The 24,319-nt window shown below is 64.4% G+C and carries 18 protein-coding genes; 4 read left to right on the top strand and 14 right to left on the bottom strand.

Annotation, left to right across the window (positions count from 1 at the left end):
• Positions 1-73: 73 nt before the first annotated feature.
• From ACYVGE_RS08460 to ACYVGE_RS08415, 10 genes are all read right to left on the bottom strand, one after another.
• Complete coding sequence (locus tag ACYVGE_RS08460; protein ID WP_460728921.1) at positions 74-1,330, bottom strand: McrC family protein; 1,257 nt, start codon at positions 1,328-1,330, stop codon at positions 74-76.
• On the bottom strand, positions 1,327-3,897 hold the full coding sequence (locus ACYVGE_RS08455) for an AAA family ATPase (protein WP_460728919.1): 2,571 nt from the start codon (positions 3,895-3,897) through the stop codon (positions 1,327-1,329). Before ACYVGE_RS08455 ends, ACYVGE_RS08460 begins: the two co-directional genes overlap by 4 nt.
• A gap of 45 nt (positions 3,898-3,942) precedes the next feature.
• Positions 3,943-5,259 (bottom strand): restriction endonuclease subunit S, encoded by a 1,317-nt coding sequence (locus tag ACYVGE_RS08450; protein WP_460728917.1) that lies wholly within the window; start codon positions 5,257-5,259, stop codon positions 3,943-3,945.
• Positions 5,249-6,850, bottom strand: a complete 1,602-nt coding sequence (locus ACYVGE_RS08445) for a type I restriction-modification system subunit M (RefSeq protein ID WP_460728915.1) — start codon at positions 6,848-6,850, stop codon at positions 5,249-5,251. Before ACYVGE_RS08445 ends, ACYVGE_RS08450 begins: the two co-directional genes overlap by 11 nt.
• A gap of 16 nt (positions 6,851-6,866) precedes the next feature.
• Complete coding sequence (locus ACYVGE_RS08440; RefSeq protein WP_460728913.1) at positions 6,867-10,619, bottom strand: SNF2-related protein; 3,753 nt, start codon at positions 10,617-10,619, stop codon at positions 6,867-6,869.
• 2 nt (positions 10,620-10,621) lie between these two features.
• Positions 10,622-12,298, bottom strand: coding sequence for an EH signature domain-containing protein (locus ACYVGE_RS08435; RefSeq protein WP_460728911.1), 1,677 nt, complete (start codon positions 12,296-12,298; stop codon positions 10,622-10,624).
• A complete protein-coding gene (locus ACYVGE_RS08430) occupies positions 12,295-13,002 on the bottom strand; it encodes an OmpA/MotB family protein (RefSeq protein ID WP_460728909.1) in 708 nt (235 codons plus the stop codon). Before ACYVGE_RS08430 ends, ACYVGE_RS08435 begins: the two co-directional genes overlap by 4 nt.
• A 3-nt stretch (positions 13,003-13,005) precedes the next feature.
• Positions 13,006-15,024: an anti-phage ZorAB system protein ZorA gene (gene zorA / locus ACYVGE_RS08425; protein ID WP_460728907.1), complete on the bottom strand. Its 2,019-nt coding sequence runs from the start codon at positions 15,022-15,024 to the stop codon at positions 13,006-13,008.
• Between the two features lie 258 nt (positions 15,025-15,282).
• Complete coding sequence (locus tag ACYVGE_RS08420) at positions 15,283-15,843, bottom strand: hypothetical protein (protein WP_460728905.1); 561 nt, start codon at positions 15,841-15,843, stop codon at positions 15,283-15,285.
• 10 nt (positions 15,844-15,853) lie between these two features.
• Positions 15,854-16,480: an HD domain-containing protein gene (locus ACYVGE_RS08415; protein WP_460728903.1), complete on the bottom strand. Its 627-nt coding sequence runs from the start codon at positions 16,478-16,480 to the stop codon at positions 15,854-15,856.
• A gap of 529 nt (positions 16,481-17,009) precedes the next feature.
• Between ACYVGE_RS08415 and ACYVGE_RS08410 the strand changes: the two genes are divergently transcribed.
• Entirely contained in the window at positions 17,010-17,264 is a 255-nt protein-coding gene (locus ACYVGE_RS08410; RefSeq protein WP_460728901.1) for a hypothetical protein, read from the top strand.
• Between the two features lie 153 nt (positions 17,265-17,417).
• On the opposite strand, the gene ACYVGE_RS08405 is transcribed toward ACYVGE_RS08410, so the two are convergent.
• Positions 17,418-18,014, bottom strand: coding sequence for a DUF4136 domain-containing protein (locus tag ACYVGE_RS08405; protein WP_460728899.1), 597 nt, complete (start codon positions 18,012-18,014; stop codon positions 17,418-17,420).
• Between the two features lie 440 nt (positions 18,015-18,454).
• Between ACYVGE_RS08405 and ACYVGE_RS08400 the strand changes: the two genes are divergently transcribed.
• The 3 genes from ACYVGE_RS08400 to ACYVGE_RS08390 all read left to right on the top strand — a co-directional run bounded on the left by ACYVGE_RS08400 (position 18,455) and on the right by ACYVGE_RS08390 (position 21,458).
• Entirely contained in the window at positions 18,455-20,359 is a 1,905-nt protein-coding gene (locus ACYVGE_RS08400; protein ID WP_460728897.1) for an MFS transporter, read from the top strand.
• A 298-nt stretch (positions 20,360-20,657) separates the two neighbouring features.
• The gene (locus tag ACYVGE_RS08395) at positions 20,658-21,002 is read left to right on the top strand and encodes a CD225/dispanin family protein (protein ID WP_460728895.1); all 345 of its coding nucleotides are present in this window, start codon (positions 20,658-20,660) and stop codon (positions 21,000-21,002) included.
• 9 nt (positions 21,003-21,011) lie between these two features.
• The gene (locus tag ACYVGE_RS08390) at positions 21,012-21,458 is read left to right on the top strand and encodes a DUF2752 domain-containing protein (RefSeq protein WP_460728893.1); all 447 of its coding nucleotides are present in this window, start codon (positions 21,012-21,014) and stop codon (positions 21,456-21,458) included.
• A gap of 162 nt (positions 21,459-21,620) precedes the next feature.
• Here the strand turns inward: ACYVGE_RS08390 and ampE are convergent, their stop codons facing one another.
• From ampE to erpA, 3 genes are all read right to left on the bottom strand, one after another.
• Positions 21,621-22,547 carry a regulatory signaling modulator protein AmpE gene (gene ampE / locus ACYVGE_RS08385; protein ID WP_460728891.1) on the bottom strand — a complete coding sequence of 309 codons (927 nt, stop codon included), beginning with the start codon at positions 22,545-22,547 and terminating at the stop codon, positions 21,621-21,623.
• Positions 22,548-22,577: 30 nt separating this feature from the next.
• The gene (nudC, locus tag ACYVGE_RS08380; RefSeq protein ID WP_460728889.1) at positions 22,578-23,495 is read right to left on the bottom strand and encodes an NAD(+) diphosphatase; all 918 of its coding nucleotides are present in this window, start codon (positions 23,493-23,495) and stop codon (positions 22,578-22,580) included.
• A 435-nt stretch (positions 23,496-23,930) separates the two neighbouring features.
• Entirely contained in the window at positions 23,931-24,317 is a 387-nt protein-coding gene (erpA, locus tag ACYVGE_RS08375; RefSeq protein ID WP_460728887.1) for an iron-sulfur cluster insertion protein ErpA, read from the bottom strand.
• Between the last annotated feature and the right edge of the window lie 2 nt (positions 24,318-24,319).

Raw genomic sequence — 24,319 nt, 5'->3', positions numbered from 1 at the left:
CGACACTCCAAAGCGTTGCTGCCTTGCGCTCATCTGCATGCCTTTCGCCATCTGTGAGAGGAGATAACCCGATTCATGCCGGAAGTGACGCGCCGATCAACTCGCCGCTTTCAAGATCTAACGGAACCGCGTCCAGCCACAGCCCATCCTCCAGATCGAACGGTTCCAGTGGCGCCAGGAACGTCTCTGACCTCGGAAACACTAGGGCCAGGCGTCCTTGCCCCGACAGGTACCGCTGCCCATAGGCGAACAGCTGATAGAAGTCGCTCTGACTCAGTCCGTAGTTGTTGGCGACATCGGCCCCATTGAGCAGCTTCCACTTGGCATCTATTACCCACATCCTGCCCTCGTACTCGACCACGAAGTCGGGGCGCAGTTGAAACAACTTCCGCGACCCCTGGCTGCACAGGTATTGACCAGCCGCCTGTGGCCTGAGCTTTGCCTTCGCAGGCAGACAACGACGAAGGCTCGCCTCCACGTAGCACTCGAACACCTTTTCCATCGGGAACAGTAAGCTTCGCCCTGTCCACTCGCCGAGCGCCGACATCGGATTACGGTTGCCAAGGATCAGCTCGCACCACGGCCTGATGTTGCCGTAGTGGCTCATCAGCCGGTCGCCGCTCCAGCGCCGAAAATCGCCAGCGACATCCTGGCTGCATTGGATCTCGACCAACTGGTGCTCCAGCTCATGCGCCAGGCGCCAGTTCGCCGGATCGCGGGTCATGCCCGCCACCTTGACCAGCGCGGAAGCGATCAACCGGTTCTCCGCGCGGTTGGCATCGAAGACCTGGTGCTCCACCTGGAACAGGTGCTGCCCGCCGACCGGCTGCCGAAGCTGGCGAGCCACCTGCAGCCGGCCCCGCATGAACCGCACTTCTTCCTCGACCAGCCGGTAGTCGAAGCGCAAACCGCGCCTTACCAGCGCATCCAGCTCCCGCAGGAACTGCTGGATGATCCACTCGCTCACCGGCGCATCGAAGGTCTGCAACGCGGTGGGACCGGAGTCCCGCACCGGCAGCCGCAGGCCGTGGCGGAGCATGCGCACCAATACCTTCCGCGCGGTGGCCCTGTCCGTCTCGCCGCGCACGTGTTTGGGCAGAATCTCGATCCGCGTACCGCAAGGGGACTCGAGTACGCCCACGTAGTTGTCCAGTCGCAGCCAGCGCCGATCCTCCACCTGTACCAGCGCAGCGCCACCCGCGCGATGCCGCTGGGCCTCGCGGCACAGCCAGTCGAACGCTGAGACCGGAATACTGGCCTCGTCGAGGCTACCGGCCGGGACCGGCCCGGTGGTCAGCCTGGCGTGCTCGCGGACGGTTACGAGGGTCACGCCGCGACCTGGGGAACCTTGACGCCCTGGGGAGCCTTGATGATCGCCAGATAGGCTTCCGGCTTGAGGAATGCCTGCTCATTGATCGCCCACAGGCGACCTTCGCCAGGCAGCTCCACGCCTTCACCCAGCAATTCGGCCATGCCCGCATTGGCCTGCCGGAGGAACTGTAGTTCCTCCGGCTTGCGATGGTCGTTGAGCACCCAGGCAATCTTCTGCCAGTCCGCGAAGAAGTATTCCTGCAGCAAGGGCAGTACCTGCCGCTCGAACACCTCGGCAAGCACGTCCAGCGACGGAGCGTCCTTCAGGCGCATGAAATACGCATGACCCAGCATGTAGTCGCGGCCCAGCAGCACCTCGATGCGCCGGTTCATGGTGGATAGCAGCGCATCCACCGGCACCCCGTCGACCACCACCTCATCAAGTGCATCGATATCGGGCAGCATTTCCACGAACTCGAATCGCCGGCGCAGCGCCACGTCCAACCCGGCCAGGGAACGATCGGCGGTGTTCATGGTGCCGATCAGGTGCACGTTGCGCGGCACGCTGAAGCGCTTCTTGGAATACGGCAACGTCACTTCCAGCGCCTCGGGGCAGCCCTCGCGTTTGGTGGGTTCGATCAGGGTGATCAGCTCGCCAAAGATGCGCGATACGTTGCCGCGGTTGATCTCGTCGATGATCAGCACGTGGGGTTCCGCCACTTGCGCTTCCGCCTGTTCCGGCGCTAGCAGGGCCGACAGGCGCTCCAAGTTGATCGTGCCCTTTCCCGGCGCGTAGATCGTCATCTGGCTGAAGCGGTTCTCCATCAGGTCCGTGTACGGACGCGCCGGGTCGTACTGGCGCAGCCACCGCACCGGCCGGCCTTGCGCATAGGTATCGGCGCCATCGCGATCGACATGGACATAGCCGCCGGTCACCTCGCCAATGGCGCGGAACTTGAGGTTGCCCTGCGAGACCACCACCAGGTCGCCCACCTGTACCCGGCGGACGAGCAGATCCAGCGCCGTAACCGCATAGTCGTTCGATTCGACCTGCTCGCCGGCCGCGCGCAGTCGCGCCACGATGTCCGCCCTCGAAGTCACGCCCGACAGGTCCGCGCCCGAGCCGAACCCGAGCAACGCCAGGCCTTTGCTCATGCACTCGTCGAAGATGTGGCCCTCGGTGTTGGCGTCGCCCAACGAGATCTTCCAGATCCGGCGTCCGGCAATGTCGATGCCCGAACCGGCTTCCGCCACGGTGCGGCTACGCGCCGCGTCGCATATCTGCTTGAAGACGCCGGGATCGATGCGATAGCGCAGGCCGCTTTTCTCGTCCTCGCCGTCCTCATCGCCTTCGAGGTCGGCGCGGATGCCCTCGACGAAGTCCTCGTAGCTGAAACTCTGATGGAAGGTCACGAAGCGGATGCGCCCCGCATTCGCCAATTCGTCAAACCGCGCCTTCAACGCACTGCGACTGCCGCCATGGGTGGCGAGATAGACCGGGTCGAGTATCCGCAGCGCCTCGTCGACGGTACGGTAGGTCTTACCGGTGCCGGGGGGGCCAAAGAGGATCTTGTTGATGGGCATGGGCAGGCACTCGGAATCGGGTTCTTCGATAGCCATGGAGTCCGTCGCGGGTGAACGAATCGCGTTCGTGGCCGGGAGGCGGTTACCGCCCTTCGGGTAATGGGTGATGAGGTAGACGCCTTCGTCGTCCGGCTGGAGCTGGATCACGTCGCCGGGCTGCACGTTGCGTTCGCGGTAGTAGCGGCCAAAGCGCACGCGGATCCGACCGTTGTCGGTCCCGGGCGCACGTACATCGCTTTCGAACTCCCAGCCCGTGTCGGTTCGAAATCTGACCGGCTCGCCCGCCTCGGCGTCGGTGTTGCCGCCGCGGATCGACTCCGGGAACGGGGCGCTGATCAGGTTGATCGGCAGGTAGCCGTTGTGCACTGCGCCGTCCTTCAGGGTGATCCGCAGCGGCGTGGCCATCACCCAGTCGCGCCACACGCGGCGGCTGAAGTCCATCAGCGACTCATCCGCGCGGCGCAGGGCAGCAGCGCGCCCGTACAGCGTGCTCAGCGGCGTCGATCTGTCGCTGTCGGGCAATCCGCAGGCGTGGAGCAATGGCTTGCGCAGGAACACGCAGGGAAACAGTCGCGACTGGCTGCGATCCTGATAGTGGAACGCGATCTTCCAGCGATAGGAGGGGCCAAGCTCGGACTTGTCGATGTCGCTCCAGCGGCCGGCGCGCGCCGCCTCCGCAACCGCGACCACTTCCCGGCGCACGGTTTCGAACGCGGCATCGTGGGTCTCACCGAAGCGGCGATACCAGCCGTAGTCCGAGTCGTAGGCAATCGAACTGTCGCCCTGCTTGGGCGTGTGCTCGTTGCGGGAATAGATGCCAAACTTGAACGCCGACCCGCCCCAGATGCTGCCGTACTGATCGAGCCCGGCTTCCATCCAATACGCGAAGCAGTCCTTGTTGCCTGCGCTCGTGTAATCGGCCAATGCCATCGTCCGCAGACGCTCCAGCGGCCATTTGGCCAGGAACGCATTCCATGTGGATTCGTCGATTGAAAAAGCCATGATTCTTTGTCCTTGTTGACCGATCCCGCCTGCTTCGTCGTCCTGCTATGCCACCGTCGCCATCTCGACTACCGCCTCGGGCAGGCGGAGCTTGCCGGAAATCAGGCGGGGGAGAAGGGTGTCGCGGAGTTGCGCGAGCGTGGCGGCGCGCTGGCGATTGCGTTCGACCTGACGCAGAAGTGGTGCCGCAATGGACTCGAACGCCACGGCCGATGAATCACTGATTGCGGCCACCTGCACTTCAGCAAGCTGGTCTGGCTTGACGCGTTGGTGACTGTTGGACGTCCCGGTGACCAACTGGCGCATGACGGAGTTGAACGCCAAGGACGATGCCAGGCAGTACACAAACGTGCTGCCGATGCCGGGCTTGGGTGCCCATACGAGGAATTCGGTGGAACACACCGAGTTTTCCGCCACGTCACCGACAAACCAGATGCGGGGAATGTGTGGATTGAGCTTGGAAACCAGCACGGCACCCGAAGGCACCGGCGTCTTGTTGCTCTTGATCGCCTCGCCACCCTCGGAAAGAGGCAACTGCCCCGCATCGAATGCGGGAAGGCTGTAGTGCTCGAACTTCTGTTCCGGCCGCGCCCCCGGATTGATGCTGCCTTTGGATTGGGTCGCCACATCGCCAAACCGGACGCAACGCCAACCCATCGGAATCGGGCCGAGTTCGGAATCCTCGAACTCGCTGGGGAACAGGGCGGCGGTGACGGCGTCCATGCCCTCCGGCTCGCGGCCTTCGGCCTTAGCGCGCACGGGATCGAAGTCCACGAACCAGGACTTGAACAGGGCTTGGACGATGGCTTCGAGGGTGGCGTTAGTCTGGCGCAGACTGTCGATTCGCTCGTCCAGTGCACCAAGTGTGTTACCGATGACACGTTGCGCGTTGTACGTAGGAAACGTAATCGTCAGTCTTTCCAGCATCTCATTGTTGAGACTTGCGCGCGTGGAAAGGGACGACATCGAATAGATGTCTTGCCTAAAGGTGGGCGATCTGAAGTAGTAGCGAGCAAATTCAGGCGCAACGCGATTCGGAACCCTAGGTCGCAACCGCTTCGTAAATCCGTTGAACGTCGCATCCTTGATATCGGCTAGAGCAACGCAGCTCATGCCGAGTTCGTCCATCGTCTCGCTTGTCCTAGTAAGAAATACGTCGCCGCGCCTGACAGAGCCGCGCACACGCTCTTGTTCAGTTGAGTTCACTAGCTCTGTTAAGCGCGTTGGCACGGCAGAGTTGTAAAAGACATCTTTGAATGACAGAAATGGATAGCCCGTTCCAAAGGCGGAACGAGGCTTGGACAAGCCCGAGCTGAATTCATACAGATCAGCAAGTGACTGCTGCTCCCATTCAAACGCCATAACCCAGCGCCCCCAACTTCTCCCGGATCACCGCATCCAGCTCCGCCCCCTTCGCCATCTGCTCGGCCAGCTGTGCGGTCAGCTGCTCCATCTTGTCGTTGAAGGCTTCGTCGTCGTTCTCTTCCGCCTGCGCGCCGACATAGCGGCCGGGCGTCAGCACGAAGCCGTGCTTCTCCACTTCCGCCAGCGGCGCGCTGTAGCAGAAGCCCGGCTCGTCGGCGTACTCGCCGCCATCGACGAAGTCGCTGCCGCGCCAGCGGTGGTAGGCCTGCGCGACGCGCTGCATGTCTTCATCGGTGAACTCGATCTGGGTGCGGTTGATGCGGCCGCTGGCCACCTTGCGCGCATCGATGAACAGCACCTGCCCACGCCGGTCCACCTTGCCGTTGCCGCCCACACCCTTGTCCTTGGACAGGAACCACAGGCACGCCGGAATCTGGGTGTTGGAGAAGAGCTGCCCTGGCAGCGCGACCATGCACTCGACCACGTCGGCCTGCACCATCGCGCGGCGGATGTCGCCCTCGCCGGACTGCTGCGAGCTCATCGAGCCGTTGGCCAGTACGATGCCGGCGCGGCCGCGCGCGGACAGGCGCGCCAGCATGTGCTGCAGCCAGGCGAAGTTGGCGTTGCCCTTGGGCGGGATGCCATGTACCCAGCGCGGGTCGTCGGCGAGCTTGTCGCCGCCCCAGTCGGAGATGTTGAACGGCGGGTTGGCCAGCACGTAGTCGGCACGCAGGGTCTTGTGCTGGTCGTTGGCGAAGGTGTCGCCGTAGCTGGCGCCGAGGTCGCCGTCGAGGCCGTGCACGGCGAGGTTCATCAGGCACAGGCGACGGGTGGCGGCCATCAGCTCCTGGCCGTAGATGGCGAGGTCGCCCTTCTTCTTGAGCTGCGCCTGGTGCGCGTCCTTGAAGCGTGCGGACTGCACGAACATGCCGCCCGAGCCGCAGGCCGGGTCGTAGATGGTGCCCTTGAACGGCGCGAGGATCTCCACCAGCAGGTTGACCACGCTCTTGGGCGTGTAGAACTCGCCGGCGCGCGCGCCTTCCTTCAGCGCGAACTGGCCGAGAAAGTATTCGTACACCTCGCCGAACACGTCGCGACTGTTGTGCTTGTGCGGATCGAACTTCAGCCGCGCGACGAGCCCCATCAGCTCGCCGAGCTTGCCCGGCTCCAGTTCAAGACGCGAGAACTCGCGGTACAGCACGCCCTTCAACCGCGGGTTCTCGGCTTCGATCGCGCCCATGGCCTTGTCCAGGCGCTGCGCCAGGTCCGGCACGGTGGCCTGCGCCAGCAACACGCTGAAGTGCGCGTCCGGCGGAATCCAGAACACGTTGTCGACATCGAAGAAGGTCTTGTCGCCGGTGAAGGCGGCCTCGCTCTCCTGCCGCGTGGCCTCGTCCTCGATGTAGTAATCGGACTTCGGCTCCGCGAGACGGTTGCGGATCACCTGCGCCTGTGCGTCGTACATGTCGGACACGTACTTGAGGAACACCAGCCCCAGCACCGGGTACTTGTACTGCGCCGCCGCCACCGAGCCGCGCAATTTGTCGGCAGCGTCCCAGAGGGTGCGTTTGAATTCTTCGTTGGTCATTCGAGATCCTTGTTAATCACTTTCTGGCGGCCAGCACGCGCTCTACCTCGGTCAACGTCACAGGAAAGCGCTGCAGCAGGTCCGCGAGTCGCGTGCGGTCGTACAGATCGACGGAATTGAGCCGCGCCTGTTCGACAGCATTATCGTTGAAGTACTGGTTGGTGACGCCCACCTTCCCGAACGTCACTCCCGGATGCTGGCCACTGTAGAAGGCGTGCCCACCCACGACGTCCTTTACCGTTTCCCATCCGAGCCTCGCGTCGACGCGGGAGGACGTCTTGGTCTGGATCAGGACGCCGTTGGCGTCCGCGATCGCAACGATATCCACCCCATTGTCGCCCGACACCGGCGTGCAGTAGCACGTGCCAAAGCCCTGCTTTGCCCATAGAACCGCGACCATCCCTTCGAAGTGGCGCCACTCCAATCGGCCCAGCAAGTCAGCAGTAATCTCCTGTTCGAGTCCATGCGCCTCATCGCCTGGAACGACGTCCGGCAGATCGATACTGCCGTCAACATCTCCTGCGCCATTGAGCATGTCCTTGGCGAGTTCACGCTTCAGCTCAAGAAGCCGGTCAAGTTTGACGTCGACCGTCGTAAAGTCCGGCGCCGAGACGATGGGGCAATACACCGTGACAGGGAGCCGCTGGCCGATCCGATAGGCACGGTCCGTTGCCTGGTCCTCCTTGGCTGGGTTCCAGGTGCGTGTGTAGTGGATGACGTGGTTCGCGGCCTGGATGTTCACGCCAAATCCAACTGCCACCGGCGACAGGATGATCACCCCGAAGCCCTCTTTTGCCTGGAACGCATGGATCCGCTTCTGCCGGCTGTTCGCGTGCTGGGCATCGGCACTGGTATCGCCGTTGATGATGTCAGCGCGGACCCCGAATACGGCATGGATGTAGTGTTGAAGCAGGCGCTGGAGCTGCTTGAACTCGCAGAACACGATGGCCTTTTCGTTCCTCTCCCGGACCGAAGCCAGCTGTCGCACGAGCCAGTCGAACTTGGGTGCTTCCTGCTGGTATTGCGCTACGGGCGCCGGCTGGAAGACCGTGCAGCCAGGTGGACTCGGCGCGGTGCAAAGAAGTCGGAGGTAGTGCAGCAGCTCGAGGTGATGCGTGAATGCGCCGGGGGCGGCACCGGGCGAGCGACTCTGTTTGTAGGCACGGACGGCGTTCGAGTACAGGTTGCGCTGGGTCGTGGAGATCTGGAGACCGCGACAGCCTTGGTCAATGAGCTTCTCCGGAAGGTCCTTGGCGACGTCCGCCTTCGTGCGCCGCAGCGTCTGCGGCTCAATGCGTCTGCGGAGTTCTTCGACCCGTTCCTTTTCCTCATCGGTCCGCGCCTCGATCGGCCGACGGTACTTGCGCCCAAATTCGTTGAGCGCGCCGAGCAGACCAGGCTGGATGAAATCGAACAGGCACCAGAGGTCGGCGAGCGTGTTCTCCACGGGCGTACCCGTGCAGGCGATGCGGAAGTCGGCACGCTGTTTCTTGGCGGCACGCGTCATCATGGCGGCCGGATTCTTTATCCGTTGCGCCTCGTCGCAGACCATGACGCTCCAATGCTGCGCGGCGAACGAGAACTCCAGGTCCCGCAGCGTTTCATAGGTCGTCAGAACGATGCGGGCGTCGCCGACCCATCCGGGGCGCAGGAAGTTGACCAGGCCGTCCTCTGTGCGCAGACGCTCGTCGATCTGAGCGCGCGGCACCCTCAGATCAGCCAGCGTAGCGCCGTAAGCCGTCATCACCGGCAGCGCTCCTGGCACGAAGAACTTCTGGATTTCTTCCCTCCAGTTCTCGAGCAGAGATACTGGCGCCACCACAAGCATTGGATGGGAAACGGCATCCGTTTCGATCAGCGACGCCATGAAGGCAAGCAACTGAATTGTCTTGCCCAAGCCCATATCGTCGGCCAGCAACGCACCGCGCACCTGGTGTGCGTGCCTCTGTGCATGAAGGTGCTGCAGCCAACCGAGACCAGCGTGCTGGTGCGGGAGCAGATTGACTCCCTCTTTCAGACTGGCGGGCAGTCGCGTCGCGCCATCAACAGGCTTCAGAGCCTCGCGCCGTTCTTCGTAGTCGACCTCAGCAATGTTGGAACGCAACAGTAGCGACTTCGCCCGCCGAGGCGCATCTGGCGCCGGAGGCGCATCGCCGCCGGGCAGGATGATGTCTTCGGGCTGTGGTGGCGGGTCGAAATCGCCTGATTGGACAGCGCCCAAGGCCCCCTGCAGCGACTGAACCAGCGCCTGCGCCGTCGGCACGTCGATTGGATCATCGATGCCAGGGACCAGGACCGTCCCATCGCCACGCTCGATCGCCTTTGCGATCGCTTCCACCAGCGCCTTCAGCTGCCCCGTCGTGAGCGGAATGGTCAGCGGCCTATCGGATCCTGGCGGGGTGTACAGCACACCAGGCACGACGTTCTCCGGGAACCAACCCTCTTCGTCATCCTTTTTAGCGATGAACGGCGACACGTAGGGTTTTTCGAAGCCCACGCCGGCGATGCGAGAGGAATAGCCGCTGAGGTCGTGGACCGAATCGAAGTGGATGAGGATCGGTGGCAGTCGCCGCTGTTCGCGCACCTGGCGAAGCATCTCGAGGTGCTGTTCAGCATCGCCATCGAGCGCCAGGTCGTACCCGTTCCAACCCAGAAGCTGGAACTGCTTGGCGATCGCACTTTCCAGGTCGCGTACGAAGCGATCGAGGCCGCCGTCATCGAGAGGGACCTCTTCGGCACTCCCCTCTCCCGCTTTGCTGACGGCCTCGATGAAGAGAGCGACACGGTGCGGATAGCCGTGGTCATCCCGGTCGACCAGCGGACGAAAACGGTCGTAGTCCAACCCGGCGGCCTCGCGGGCCTCCTCGAACTGCTCCTCCACGATGACGTTGCGAGCGTCTTCGCCGAGCGTGGCGTAGGGATTGAGAATGAAGGCCTGTGCGCGCGAGCCCGCGACACGCCGCATCGGGAAGCGCTTGATCTCCTCGAGCACGGTCCGCACCTGGGGTGTGACCAATACCTGGACGATGCCTTCCTCCGTCACGAGGTCGTAGCGATCCTGGACGCGCTGCGCGGCGTCGAATTTGGCGAGCCAGCCGTCGGGCGCTCCCGCAAAGGCGGGATCGACTTCAATGACATGGTCGTCATTCACGTGCTCCGACCGCCGCAGCCGGATTTCGAGCCGCTCCGGCGATAGGACGATGGTGCGACGCAGGAAGTCGTCCACCTCGGCACCCGCGACCAGCGCGCCTTGCCGAATGCGCGCCCAGGCAGCGCGGTGCGCTGCATCGTTGTGATTTTCCGCCCCACGCGCCGCGAACTGCCGGATATCGCGAACGACGCTCCATTGCGCAGCCCGCATCAACTCAGGCCCATCCGTCAATTGCAGCACTGGCCCGACAAGCGGAATGACTCTTACGGGACCGCCTGCTGCGCGCCAGCCTGCGACGGCGATACTGAAATCCGCATCGGCCAGGGAGCCATCGCTCCGAAGCACCATGCTGCGTTGCGTCTCGCGAGGCAGACCGAAGGCCAGCGCCAAGCCAACGTACTCGACGCTGTCCAGCGCGGAGTACAGGCCATCCCAGGGAACGACAACCTGATCGCCACAAGAGTCGGCCAGACCTTCGTCAACGAGCTGCTGCAAGAACCCGGGCAGCAGAGGGTCCGACAACTCGCCATTCGGGAATGGGGCAACCTTCAGGCCATCCCAATCCATCGTGGTGGCGTATCGCTGGTATCCAGGACCCGAGGTCTTGCGTCCAAACATTCTTACTTTCTCCACCAGCCCTTTCCGAGCTTATGCGTAAAGCCCCATGCAGCCAGGGTACGAATCACTTCCGCAGTTGGGACGCGGCCATAATCCAGCACCCAAAGATTTCCGTTATCGGCGGTCATATCCCGCACGGTCATACGATGGTCGTTTGCGAAGGTCGCAAGATTGGTCTTGGAGTAAGCCGGAATGCCCGAGCCGGCTCCCGCGGGCAGGGCAGGCGCAACGGAAGTCGCGGCTCCCGCTGACGTTCCAGGTCGACGACGGGTCGGCGTTGGCACAGCGGCTGCCGACAACGCAGCGGCAAATCGATCTTCCCAGTGTCGATAGCCGTGAACGCCATCCTGGTGTCGCAACCGCAACACGTTGGAGGAATTCTTTAGCGAGTTCCTTGCGTCTACCGCAATCCCCAGAGGTCGATCCAGGTCGAATGGAACTCCGCCTGCCGACTTGTAGCCATAGACCGCATGACTGGGGTCCCCGAATTCGACGATCGTCATGCCGCCAAGCCGCATGATGAAGGCGTTATTGGTGGGGCTGCCTTCGGAGAGATTGGAGATTAATCCCTCCATCCGCTTCTTGAGCAGGAGAAAGTCCCTGTCTTTCAACTGACGCATCGAGGCCCCCAATGCGAACTGCACCCCGTCCATCACAGGAACATAGCGCAGCCAGAAATCCATCCGGCGACGATCCCCACCGCCGTCCGTCGCCATCTTCGTGAAGAACGCCTCGACGAACTCGCTCTTAAGCCATTCGCCCACCAAGCGCCGCGTCTCAGGCTTGACGCGACCCCATGCGGCTTCCCTCGAAGGGAGCCATGGGTTGCCCCATCTGACGACCGACTTTTCGCGTAATCCCAAGTGTTGCGACGGGTTGGCACAGGCCACGTAGCGATCCAGCAGCAATCCGAGCCCCTCATCAGCAACTGTTGGGTGCTCGTCCAGCATCGTCAGCAGCCCAGGCAGGTAACCAATGAACCGTGTATCCGCAGCGTCCACGGCAGCGTGCAGGCGTGCCATGACCAGCTGTCGGAAGAACCAGGACGCATCGGGAATGCCGAGGTGGCTGCCGACTTGGTGCACGCGCGCCAGATCGCCTTCGAGTGCGGCCGCCGCATACCGCGAGCACGGACTCCCCGTAAACAGTTCCGGCTCCGCCTGCGCGGTACCTACCCACTCCGGATCCCTCGCGTGAGTGGCAATTCGTGTCCGGTGCTCAGAGAGGTAATCCCGCAACTCGTGCCAGTTCTCGCGCGCAGCCGCGTCGTCGCGATGATCAGGATCGAAAGCAAAGTACGACCTCACGAGCCCCTGATAGCAGCGCCGGAAGCGGCGTGGACTATCGAGCCACTGCCCCACACCATCTCGTTCGTCGAGCACGGCGCGGAAGCGTAGTTTGTCCCGCATGACGCACTGGCGGCGTGGGCCCACCTCGCGCGCCATTCCGAATGTGACCATGCGCGCATCGCGAAGGGTCCCAAGCTTCGGTTCGCTCCAGAAGGCAGACAACACGCGCTCTTGCACGTCATCGTCGATTGCGGGAATCGCTGCGCCCTGCGTCCGCTTCTTCAGGTCAGCCAGTACCGCTTCCATTCGGTGATGCACGCGAGCCGTCGACGGGCGCCGCTGTTCGCTGGCACCCAACCGGCGCGCGAGATCTTCCAGCAAGGTGCTCACAGGGAGCAGCTTCCGAAGTTGCGGTCATCTTCCGCGGCCGTGCCCCGCTGCTCACCCAACCCCAGGAACTCGAGCCGCATTTCCACGCGCCGGCTTTCCTCGGGAGTTTTCTTGGAAGCGTTGAAGGAATAGCCACCCACCAGGAACAGATCGCGCACTTCTGTCTTCTGCAAGTCGGACAGCAGGTGGTCCCCGGACGGCGCAAACATCGCGCACAGGACGCGCTGGCTGCGCTGAAGACTCAGATTCAGGTTCGAGAGATACGAACCCGTGCGGTCGGTATAACCCTCAACGACGATGCGCTTGAGGACACTCCGGCCAATGCGATCGTTCGCCCGCTCAAGAATCTCAGGAACGAAGCTCCGGAGAAACGCCCCCCGTTCTGGCGCCAGCGCCGAACTTGCGAAGTCGAACTGCGCACGCGACCCGAAGTCGATGACACCCCGCTCGCGATCCACGGTAATGCCGGGGTAGCGTTGCGCTGCCTGCTCGAAGCGATTGAGCAGGATCTCGATGTTCCGATTTCGTTCCTGCTCCTGTCGCTCACGCTCGGAAACTTTCCGAGTCACCGCCAGCAGCGCGACTCCCATGACCACCAGGAACAAGACCATCAGGGCCGTCATGAGATCGGCGAAAGAGATCCAGAACGGCTTCTCTTCCTCGTCTCGACCGCCCCTGTTAATGACGATTCGCGTACCGAGCATGGATTACCTCTGCGGCACTAGGCCGGTCAGCGTGTCGTCAAGATCCTGGACCGTGCTCGCCAGCATCCCTACGGCCTCCGAAAGGCGCTCGTGGAAAGAGGTGTTCACCTGATCGATCGTCGTCCTCACGCTATCCCGGAACGTGTCCGTGGACGACGATATGACGTCGTTGATCCCTTCCATGTAGTCGTGGGCAGCCTGTTGCGCATCGCGCAGCCGCTGTGACGACTCCTCGATGCGATGCAGGACATCTGCAGTGATGCTGGCTTCGCGGCGCGCGCCGTCGATTATCTGGCGCAACTCCTCGACCGCCGTTGTCATGGCATCACGTTGTGCGCGGTAGTCCAGAAGCGCCGCCTGCAATGCGCCCGCCCCTGCAGTCAGGGAGGCCGACGTCTCCGTGAGCTTGCCGCTGATGACGGACGCGCGCTCCAACACGCCTCCGACACCGTTGCCTGCGTCGGCAAAGGCGGTCGCGGCGGTATGCAGTCGTTCTGCGCCTGCGTGCATCCTATCGACCGAAGTCCGCGTCGTGTCCGACAGCGTGGCCACACTGCTCGCCATCGCGGCACTCGCGTCGGACAGCGAACGGGCAGCTTGCTCGACCGCCGACGTGATGTTCGAGATCGCCGTCTGCGCAGTGGCCGATACCGCCTGGCCCTGCGCGGCCGCCGCATCCATCGCCGAGGACTGCACGGACTGGAGCCTTGCCAAAGCAGCTCCGAGCTCCTCGCCCATCCGCGTCATCGTCTGCTCCATCTGCGTGGTGGCCCGAGTCTGCGACTGTTCGACCAAGTCACGCACTTGGGTTGCCAGCGTCTCGGATTGCGCATTGAGTTCCGACTGTCGCTGTTCCATGCGCTCTATAGCGCGCTCCACTTGCTCGCCGATCTTTTCCGAAGACCGCTGGCCGCTGGCTTCCATCTTGTCGACCAACGCGGTCAGGCCGTGCACCGCGTTCTGAATGCCCTCTGCGGTCTGCCGGTTGAGTTCGTTGATGCCATTGATCTGGTTGCCGAACAAATCATTGAGCCGCTGGCTGAAGCTAGACATGACGTCTTGCAGCATCCGCACGGCGGCTGCGCTCTGGTCGCCACTCGCATTGCGCACTGTACCCGCGATTTCTTCCAGTGGGGCCTTGAGGCTTTCGCTGATAGCGGCCACCAACGACGACTTGAGTGCTTGCTGGTCCTCGCGCGCAGCGGCGGTCTGCAACTCGATGCGCTGGCCGAGCTGGGAGCTGAGCCGTTCATTCGTGTCGCTCTGCGTTGCCGCGATTTCCCGTAGCACGTCGCCAAGCTCACGAACGAGCGCGTCTTTCAGGATTTTTGACTGGCTGGCGGAATCTTCCGATGCGCGCACAAGCCGAGACAGATATTCCTCGCCCGCCCCTGCATCGAAACGTGAGTCGACCTCTTGGACGATGCGCAGGGCCACCCCGTGCAAATGGGTGAGCATGAGCTTCTCGATGATGGTCACGCTTATTGCTAGGGCGATGGCGCTCCCGGAAACTACGAAAGCACCGCCCACGGCCCCCATTAGAGACTCAAGCCCGTTGCGCACCGCATCCGGATCATCGCTGACTGTGAAGCTTCGCAAGCCTTCAATTAGGCCCCAGAAGGTGCCGATGATGCCCAGACCAGTGAGGATGCCGGGCAGGTGCTTGAAGAAGTCTGCCCGCAATGGACTATCAACCAGCACATGCGGGCTCAGGTACGTCTCGGCGGGCACTGTCGCGCGAACTGCAGCGACGACCGACACGCCGTCCCGCATGACCTCCTGCGCATGTAGCGAGTCCTTATATTCCTTCCAGAGGTGGCGCAGTCTGTCGTTGCGCCCGAATATTTTTTCGTACTCGGAGAGTGGCGCCTCGCGCTTGAGCGCCTTGAGCTGTTTCAACACGCGCGCAAGCAGTATTCGCTGCCTAATCGCCGGGATCGCAAACAAAAAGACAAACAGCAAAGCCAGCAATGCCAGAAAAGCCGCCGGGACGAGCTGATGCAGAGCCATGTTATTCAACATGCTTCAGCCCCCGACCTGTTGTAGTTGCCTGTGAATCCGCTGTGCCGCTTACCGAGCCGACGCTTGAGCGACTCCTTCAGAACGGCTTGCGTATTGGGGTGGGGCGCTTTGGCCATGGATCTCTTCCAGCAAGGTGGTCGAACCGCTCCGCGGTTCGGTGGCTTGCCATCCATGGCGTATTGTTCTCCGAGAACTACTCAGGCCGTTGCCGTTTCCGGCAGCCTGAACTTGATGTTGGGACTCAAATATCCATCGGGCTCACGCTAACTGCAGCTTTGTAATCACCAGCAAGCGAACGTCTGCAGGCGACACCCCAAACGGCGCCAACTGCTTCGCTGCCGCGTCAATCCTTTTGTCTAGCTCCTTGCGCGCACCCACAACCGCCGCAGCGATGCCGGACTTCTCCAACTCCTCATGTGAATGTGCATGTGCCAGGCGGATGAGTGCACGCGGCTCGAGTCCGAGCGGCGCTTCCACTCTTGCCTCACCCGGGCGCTGCCAGTGACATGGCACTGAACTGCGGGCTATGCGCAGGCGCCCTTCCTCCACCTGCACTATCAGGGGATTCTGGAGAGGCGGGACGCGGGCAAAAGTACGTAACCAAATCGAGTCCACGCGAGCCTCGCCAGGCCAGTGGCCTAGCGCGGGCACCTTCATCTCGGCGCCGCCCAGCCGGATGCACAGCTGCCCGTCGGCGTAGGAGACCAGCGCGTCGCCGGCATTACGGCGGCCGATGACCTTCAGTGTGCGGCGCAGGCCTTCAACGAAGTCGGCGAGCGGGACTTCGAGACGGATTGGCTTGAGGCTTTCGGAGGGCATGCGGTTTCGCTCAGCGAGCCAGGGGCCGGCGCGGAGCATCGCCAGCGAGGGCGTGCATCCTCTCGACCGTGGCATCGAGCGCGCACCCACTTGGCGTCCCGCGCTTTCGAAAGATTTCACAGAGCGACTGGTAGTAACCCAGCGTGCCCTCTTGGCCGCCAGTAAAGCGATCGAAGACGTCGGTGCCGACGGCGGGGTCTTCCAGGTCCTGCACTATTGCGCGGGCGTTGTGGAGCTTGTCGCAGCCCGACACCAGCAGCACGTGATCCGGCGCTTCGGTGAGGTGCGCGATGTAGGCCTGCTTGCGGGCCAACCAGTCACGCTTCTTGGCTTCGGGGGTGGTGTGTTCGCCCTTACTTTCCGCGGTGCCATCGGTGCAGGCGAGCACGATGTCGGCCACGGTGTCGCCGAACTCCTTACGGATGATCGGCTCGTGGTGGGCACCACAGTCTTCCAGCGTGTCGTGGAGCAGGCCGGCGATTGCCTGGTCCTCGCTGCCGGAGAATTCGATTACCAGGCTGGCGACGCCAAGCAGATGGTAGAGGTACGGGATGCCCGAGCCCTTGCGAACCTGGGCAGCATGGGCGATGCGGGCGTAGTCGACGGCCCGAGTGAAGCGATCGGTGAGTGCGGTCATGTGGTCCCCCACCACGATTCCCGGACCGTGATCATGCCCGGTGTGCGTCGCATGCGGGGAGACTTTTTTTGGGGGGGCCAGAAACGGGCTGAAGCGGTTAAGTCGCGAGTGCCGGCGGGTGCGGACGCAGATGATGGGCTCCGCGCGGTCGGTCCGGCGGGTGCATGCGCAGGGATAGAGGTGCGTGGGCACAGTCCATCGAAACCGCGGGCGCAGGGTATTGGGCCTGCAGGTGAAGCGCGCCGGCCGTGGCTTGAGGTTTTGGTTGTGGAGAAAAGGCCCCGTTGGGCCTTTTCTTTTTGGGGCATGGCGCAGAAGGAGCGCCCCTCATCCGGCGCTGCGCGCCACCTTCTCCCCGCTAGGCGGGGAGAAGGAATGCATGGCGGGAGAAGGAATCGTGGCGGACGGGGAGAAGGAAAGCGTGGCGGGCGGCCCGGGGGAGTTCCTACGCCCCCACCCATGCGGGTAATCCCGGTCTTCACGTGCGTCATGGCTTACTGAATGCGCCCCGCCAGCAGGAGCTGCCGTCATGCCGCATTGCACGGTCCGCTACAACGTACGCCTCAAGCCCAAGGTAGCCGACGCCCCGGCGATGGACGCCATCGGCATCTTCTGCGAGGAACGCGAACCCGATTGGCTGGGCGAGCCCGGTGACCTGACATGGCGGTGCCTGACCAGGTTCGACGGGCCGACCGGCTATTCCCTCAAGGAGATGGTGACCCGCAAGCGCGAATGGGAGATGGTCGTGCGCGAACGGATTGGGCCGTTGGTGTGGGATAGCTGAGGGGCTTTATTGCGAGCAAAAAAGGCCCCGCTTTGGCGGGGCTTTTTTGTTGGCGTGGGAACTAAAAGCGCCCCTCTTCCGCCCTTCGGGCACCTTCTCCCCGCATTGCGGGGAGAAGGGAGAAGCTGCGGGGAGAAGGGAGATGCTGCGGGCTTACTGCTTCGTGGGCGCCGGCGCCGGCATGCTGCCGGGCGGGAAGGTGGCGAACATCTGCTGTACGGCGGTGTAGATGTCGGCGGTCTGGCGGGCGGGATCGCGGTGCACGGTGCTTTCGGCGCTGCCGCGCCAGATCGCGCGCTTGGTCCGCGCGTCGAACATGTCGACGTTCAGGGTGCCGACGGTGTAGGCGCGCACGGTGGAGTTGTTCCAGCCGTAACCGGCGCCCCAGTAGCCGCCGTGGCCCCAGCAACAGCCACCCCAGCCCCAGCCACCCCAGCCCCAGAACGGGTCGTAATAGGTGTCGATGTCGTATTCCTGGCGGCTATCGACGCTGGCGGCGACGACGACGTCGCTGCTGCCACTGGGCGCGCGGCTCCAGCCCTTGGCGCTGAGCTGTGCGTCGATGGCGTTGATGATGCGCTGCTGCATCAGCGGCGCGGCGCGCTCGGCCTTTTCTTCCTGCCAGCTGTAGGTGCGGTACTGGCCGAACTGCGCGGACGGATCGAAATCGGTATAGACCACGGGTGTGGTCGCGCACGCGGCCAGGCCGAGGGCCATGGAGGCGGCGATCGCGACGAGCATGCGGTTCATGGCGGTGCTCCGGCGGGCGAGAACTTGATGGTACGCCCGCATGGCGCGGGCGGAATCCCTTTCCGGCTGGAACGGTCGCGCCGTTGTAAAGCGGTCAGGAAGTTCGGCGCATGCCGGTTCGCCCTGCTTTTACGGCGCTCATCGGAAGTGGATGCCGCTTTTGGGAGATTGCGTTCGGTTGCGCTGGTGACCACCACGAGGTGATGGGCGGTGGCGCGGCTGGTGGTAAAGAGCGCCCTCATCTGCCCTTCGGGCATCTTCTCCCGCAAGCGGGAGAAGAGGAATGTGGGTGGCTTTGTGTGAGAGCGCCGCTCGTCCGCCTGCCCTCATCTGCCCTTCGGGCATCTTCTCCCGCAAGCGGGAGAAGAGATATGCCCAGCGGCGGGCGCTCGGGAAACCGCATCCGGTTTGCTAGGCTCCCGCCAAACCCCGGGGGACGCATGGCGGCCAACCATCATTCGCAGTTCGATTTGCTGCGGCAGCGACGTTTCCTGCCGTTCTTCCTGACCCAGTCGCTGGGTGCGTTCAACGACAACGTCTACCGGCTGGCGATCATCGGCCTGCTCGGCTACCTCGCCGTCAGCCCCGAGGACAAGACGCTCTACACCAACCTGGCGCCGGCGATCTTCATCCTGCCCTACTTCCTGTTCTCGGCCACCGCGGGGCAGATCGCGGAGAAGCTGGAGAAGTCGAAGCTGATCCGCATCACGACCACGATGGAAATCGTGATCATGTCGTTCGCGGCGATCGGCTTCCTCACCCAGAACATGGTCGTGCTGCTGGTGGCGCTGTTCGCGACCGGCCTGCAGTCGACGCTGTTCGGGCCGGTGAAGTATTCGATCCTGCCGTCGGTGCTCAGGCCGGAGGAACTCACCGGCGGCAACGGCCTGGTGGAGATGGGCACGTCCATTTCGATCCTGGCGGGGATGCTGTTCGGGGGACTGATCTTCCAGGTGTCCGGCGCGCACGGGCCGGCGGTTGCAGCGGTAGCCATCGTGCTGCTGGCGATCACCGGCAACGTGGTCAGCCGCTTCATCCCGCGCGCGGAAGCCGGGGCGCCGGAGTTGCAGATCAACTGGAATCCGATCCCCGAGTCGCTGGCGATCATGCGCCTGACGCGCAAGCAGGAAGGCGTGCGCAATTCGGTGCTGGGGGTGTCGTGGTTCTGGTTCTTCGGCACGGTGGTCACTTCGAACCTGCCGACTTATGCCGAGATCAACCTGGGCGCGCCGCGCGACGATGCGACCATCTACATCCTGGCGCTGGCGTTGTTCTCGATCGGCACCGGCGTGGGCTCGCTGCTGTGCGAGAAGCTGTCGGCGCGCACGGTCGAGATCGGCCTGGTACCGATGGGCGCGATCGGCATGACCGGCTTCCTGCTCGACCTGTACTTCGCGCGCAGCGGCCTGGCGCCGGTGACGGGGCTGGATGCGGGGGGTTTCCTGCGTCAGCCGGGGGCGTGGCGGATCGTGATGGACCTGGTGGGCATTGGCCTGTTCGCCGGCTTCTTCCTGGTGCCGCTGTTCGCGCTGATCCAGAGCCGTACGCCCAAGGGCGAGCTGTCGCGCGTGATCGCGGGCGTGAACATCCAGAACGCGTTCTTCATCGTGCTGGCGGCCGGTGTGGGAATCGCGGCGCAGCGGCTGCTGCACTGGTCGATCCCGCAGCTGTTCCTGGCGCTGGCGATCGCCAATGCACTGGTGGCGATCTGGATCTTCACGATCGTGCCCGAGTTCGCGATGCGCTTCGTCAGCTGGTTGCTGGTGCGCACGCTGTACCGGCTGAAGCTGCACGGCATCGAGAAGCACGTACCCGACGACGGCGCGGGACTGATCGTGTGCAACCACGTCAGTTACATGGATGCGCTGATCCTGGCGGCGAGCATTCCGCGGCCGGTGCGCTTCGTCATGTATTACAAGATCTTCAACATTCCGGTGATGAGCTGGATCTTCCGCACCGCCAAGGCGATCCCGATCGCCGGTGCGCGCGAGGATCCCGCGGTGATGCAGCGCGCGTTCGACGAGATCGATGCGGCGCTGAGGAATGGGGAGCTGGTCGGGATCTTTCCCGAGGGCTCGCTGACCAGGGACGGCGAGGTCGCCAGGTTCAAGTCGGGCGTGGAGAAGATCCTCGAGCGGCGGCCGGTACCGGTGATCCCGATGGCGTTGCGCGGGATGTGGTCGAGCATGTGGAGCCATCGCGACAATCGCCTGGGGCGGATGCGCGTGCCGCGGCGTTTTCGTGCGCACGTGGAGGTGGCGGCGGATGCGGCGATCGATCCGTTCCTGACCACCGCCGAATCGCTGCAGGCGACGGTGCGGGAGTTGCGGGGGGATGCGGCTTGAGGGGTGTGGGGGCTGTGGGTTTTGGCAACGGCAAGAGCCGCCCTCATCTGCCCTGCGGGCATCTTCTCCCGCAAGCGGGAGAAGGACTGCGGTTGCCTGGCTTTGGGCGAGAGCGCTCTGCCCTGCGGGCATCTTCTCCCGCAAGCGGGAGAAGGAAATGCAGGTGTGCTGCGGGAAGCTTTGCACTGGCATGCACAGCCACCGTTTCGCGATGACGCTGGCAAGGAGCCGCTGCTAGGATGCCGCCAGGGCCATCGGCCTGCTGGGGATCCATCCTTCATCACTTAGGGGAAGAGTAATGAGTGCACCGCCGTCATTTCCGCCGGAACAGCCGCAGCAGTACGGGCCAATTCCCAACTACCTGGTCTGGGCGATCCTGATCACCATCGTCGCCTTCTGTGTCTGCTGCGTCGTCGGCGCGATTCCGGGCGTGGTCGCGATCGTGTTTGCCTCGCAGGTCAACAGCAAGCTCGGCGCCGGTGACCGCGCCGGTGCCGAGGACGCATCGAAGAAGGCCAAGCTGTGGTGCTGGATCACGACCGGGCTGGTCATCTTCGGACTGCTCATGAATGTCGGCATGCGCATGGCTGGCTACAACAACCAGTACTGGCAGAACTACATCGAGCAGATGGAGCATCGGTGATCCTGGCGCATGAGCACCGTGCCGCAACGATCCCAATTGTCCCGCCAGGCGACGGCCGCGATCGCGGCCATCGCGCTGGGTGCGGCGATCGCGGGGATCTGGTTGCTGCGCACGTTTGATCCGAACGCGGCGGGAAGCCTGTTCCCGTCGTGTCCGTTCCACGCCCTGACCGGGTGGTATTGCCCCGGCTGCGGCATCACCCGCGCGCTGCATGCGCTGGTGCATTTCGATCTGGCGCGCGCGCTGGCGATGAATGCGCTGGTGGTGCTGGGCCTGCCGCTGCTCGCGGTGATGGCACTGCAGGGGCTGACGCAGCGCGCGTTGCTGCCGCGGGTGCTGGCGCGCGTGGCGTTCGACGGCCGCGCCTGGATCGTGGTGTTGCTCGTGTTCGGCGTGGTGCGCAACCTGCCGGGCTTCGCGTGGCTGGCGCCGGGCGGGGGCGCCGCGATCTACTGAACCTGCGGGTATGTCCAACGCGCCGCAGCGCGCGGGGAGATCGACGTGCAGATTCAATGGCGCAGCCCGTATAGCGGCCGCAGAGCAACAGCCCGTCAGGCAGATGCCTCAACGCGCGGCGGCGCGGCGTGCATCGCCATTACCTGGAATCACCGCGGCGCCCTACGCGACGTAGCCGGCGATCACGAACAGCGCGAGCACGGCCAGCCACACCAGCAGGCTGCGCCAGACCAGGCTCATGGCGTCGCGCAGTTCCGGCAGTTCGGCGGCGGTGGCAATCGTGGCGACGGGCGCCGCGCCGGTAGTGGCGGCGTCCACGCTGTCGCCGTAGTCGGCGGCTTCCTCGGCCAGTTCGCTGCGCACGCTGGCGCGACCCGCGGCATCGAGGAAGTGGTGGTCGATCGTGAACGACGCGCCGCCGTTCTCGCGCCAGGCGCCGAGCACGGTGTCGAAGTTGCCGACCAGCGCGAGCGAAAGGGTGAGCAGCTGCGCGACCGGCCAGTCGAGCAGTTTCAGCAGGGTGCGCGCGCCGATCGCGGTCTCGTGCGGCAGCTTGCGCGCGAAGCTGCCTTCGCAGGCGAGCACGGTCAGGCGGTACAGCATCGCGCCCCACGGACCGAACACCAGGAACCAGAACAGCACGCCGAACCAGCGCCGCAACGCGTTCTGGAACACGGCGGAAACGATCGCACCACCGTCGAGGATGGAGGGCGCACCATCGGGCCATAGCCGCAGCAGCGCTTCGCGGCGCGAGGCGGGATCGGTCGCATTGGCTATCGCGTCGATGTCGAGGTCGAGGTCGCGCGGACCCCAGGTGTAGAACAGCACGGCGATCGCGAACAGCAGGCCGACCAGGCCGTACAGCGGTTGGTGCAGCGCGACCTGGAACAGGCTTACCGCGAGCACCGGCGGCAGCAGGGCCAGGGTTACGCCCCAGCGGCCGTGCCAGAAGCTGCCTTCGGGGAACTGTGTGTCGAGCCAGCCCAGCCAGTGTCCGTACCAGTCGTAGTGGCGCATCGCCGCGGCCAACGACTGCGCGACGTGGCCGATGACCAGCGCGGCGACGACGGCAAGCAGGGTGACGGCCATGACGGGTCCTTTCGGGGGGACGGCTGGATTCTAGCCCTCTGCCCAGCGGTCGATCAGCCAGCGCGCGATGGACAGGCGCGGCGAGACCAGCAGGCCGGTGCCATCGTCGCGCGTCGGGTCGGCGTCGCGCGCCTGCGCCTCGCGCACTTCCTCGCGGGTGAACCAGCGCGCGTCCTCGAGTTCGTCGCCGGTGCTGGGCGTGTCCGGATGGGCGTCGGCGACGAAGCCCAGCATCAGCGAGCTCGGGAACGGCCACGGTTGCGAGGCCTGGTAGCGGCACGACTTCACCCGCACGCCGGTTTCCTCCAGCACTTCGCGGGCAACGGTGTGTTCGAGCGATTCGCCGGGTTCGACGAAGCCGGCGATGGTGGAGTAGCGGCGCGCGGGCCAGCCGTTCTGGCGGCCGAGCAGGAGGCGTTCGCCGTCGCTGACGGCGACGATCACGGCGGGATCCGTGCGCGGGTAATGCTCGGCATGGCATTGCGTGCAGGTGCCGAGCCAGCCTCCGCGCGAGTACGCGAGCGCGCCGCCGCAGACACCGCAGTGGCGATGGCGCTGGCGCCAGTGCTGCACGGCGCGCGCCTGCGCGAACACGGAGGCGTCGAAGTGCGGCCAGTGCGTGGCGGCAGTGCGCAGGTCGCAGCGTTGTGGGGCATCGGACGCGGTGAGGCCGGCATCGAGCGCGAACCAGCCGGTGCCGTTGTCGTCGACGCCGAGGAACACGGCGGCACCCGGGCCGCCGGGACCGGCGCTCAGTTGCGCGCCGGTGGGCGCCAGTAGCTGGCGTTGTTCATCCGCGAAGGCGAGACCGCTGTCGTCGAGCAGCACCACGCGCGCGTCGGGCCACAGGTTGGCAAGCGCGTCGTTGTCGTGGCGCAGGTGGTCGGCGCGATCGAGCGCGGCCCGACAGGCATCGGCTTCGACAAAGGCGAACGGGGATGCGGGCATCGGGCAATCCATGGCGCGGAGTTGCGGGGATTATCGCTCGTGCCCGCACGCGACCTCGTGCCCCCACCCCGGCCCTCCCCCGCTATGCGGGGGAGGGAGCTCTATCGGCTTGCGCGCGGCTTCCTCCTCCTGCGCGCAGCGCGTGGCTTGCTCCTCCCCTGCGCGCAGCGCGGGGGAGGTTGGGAGGGGGCGGCTTGTGCTTGCGACGGAGAACAGCTCGCGCCTGCGGCGTTCGTTCCCCCACCCCAACCCTCCCCCGCTATGCGGGGGAGGGAGCTCTAGCGGTTTGCACGCAGCGCGCGCGGCTTGCTCCTCCCCTGCGCGCAGCGCGGGGGAGGCTGGGAGGGGGCGGCTTGTGCTTGCGGCGGAGAACAGCTCGCGCCTTCGGCGCTCGCCCCCACCCCGGCCCTCCCCCGCTGTGCGGGGGAGGGAGCTTCATGCGGAAAACGAGGACCCGCAGCCGCAGGTCGTCTTGGCGTTCGGGTTGCGGATCACGAACTGCGCGCCGTGCAGGCTTTCGGTGTAGTCGACTTCGGCACCCATCAGGTACTGCAGGCTGAGCGGATCGACCAGCAGGATGACGCCGTCGGTCTGCACGGCGAGGTCATCCTCGCCCTGCTGTTCGTCGAACTCGAAACCGTACTGGAAGCCGGAACAGCCGCCGCCCTGGATGTAGACGCGCAGCTTGAGCTCGGCATTGCCCTCTTCGGCGATGAGTTCGCGCACCTTGGCCGCTGCTGCAGACGTGAACTGCAGCGGACGGTCGAGCGACTGGTAATCGGGTGCGGCCGCTGCGGCGGCGGGGATGCTGGAGCTGTTCATGG

Source organism: Lysobacter rhizosphaerae (assembly GCF_054779795.1).
This window is presented reverse-complemented; position numbering and strand designations above follow the sequence as displayed.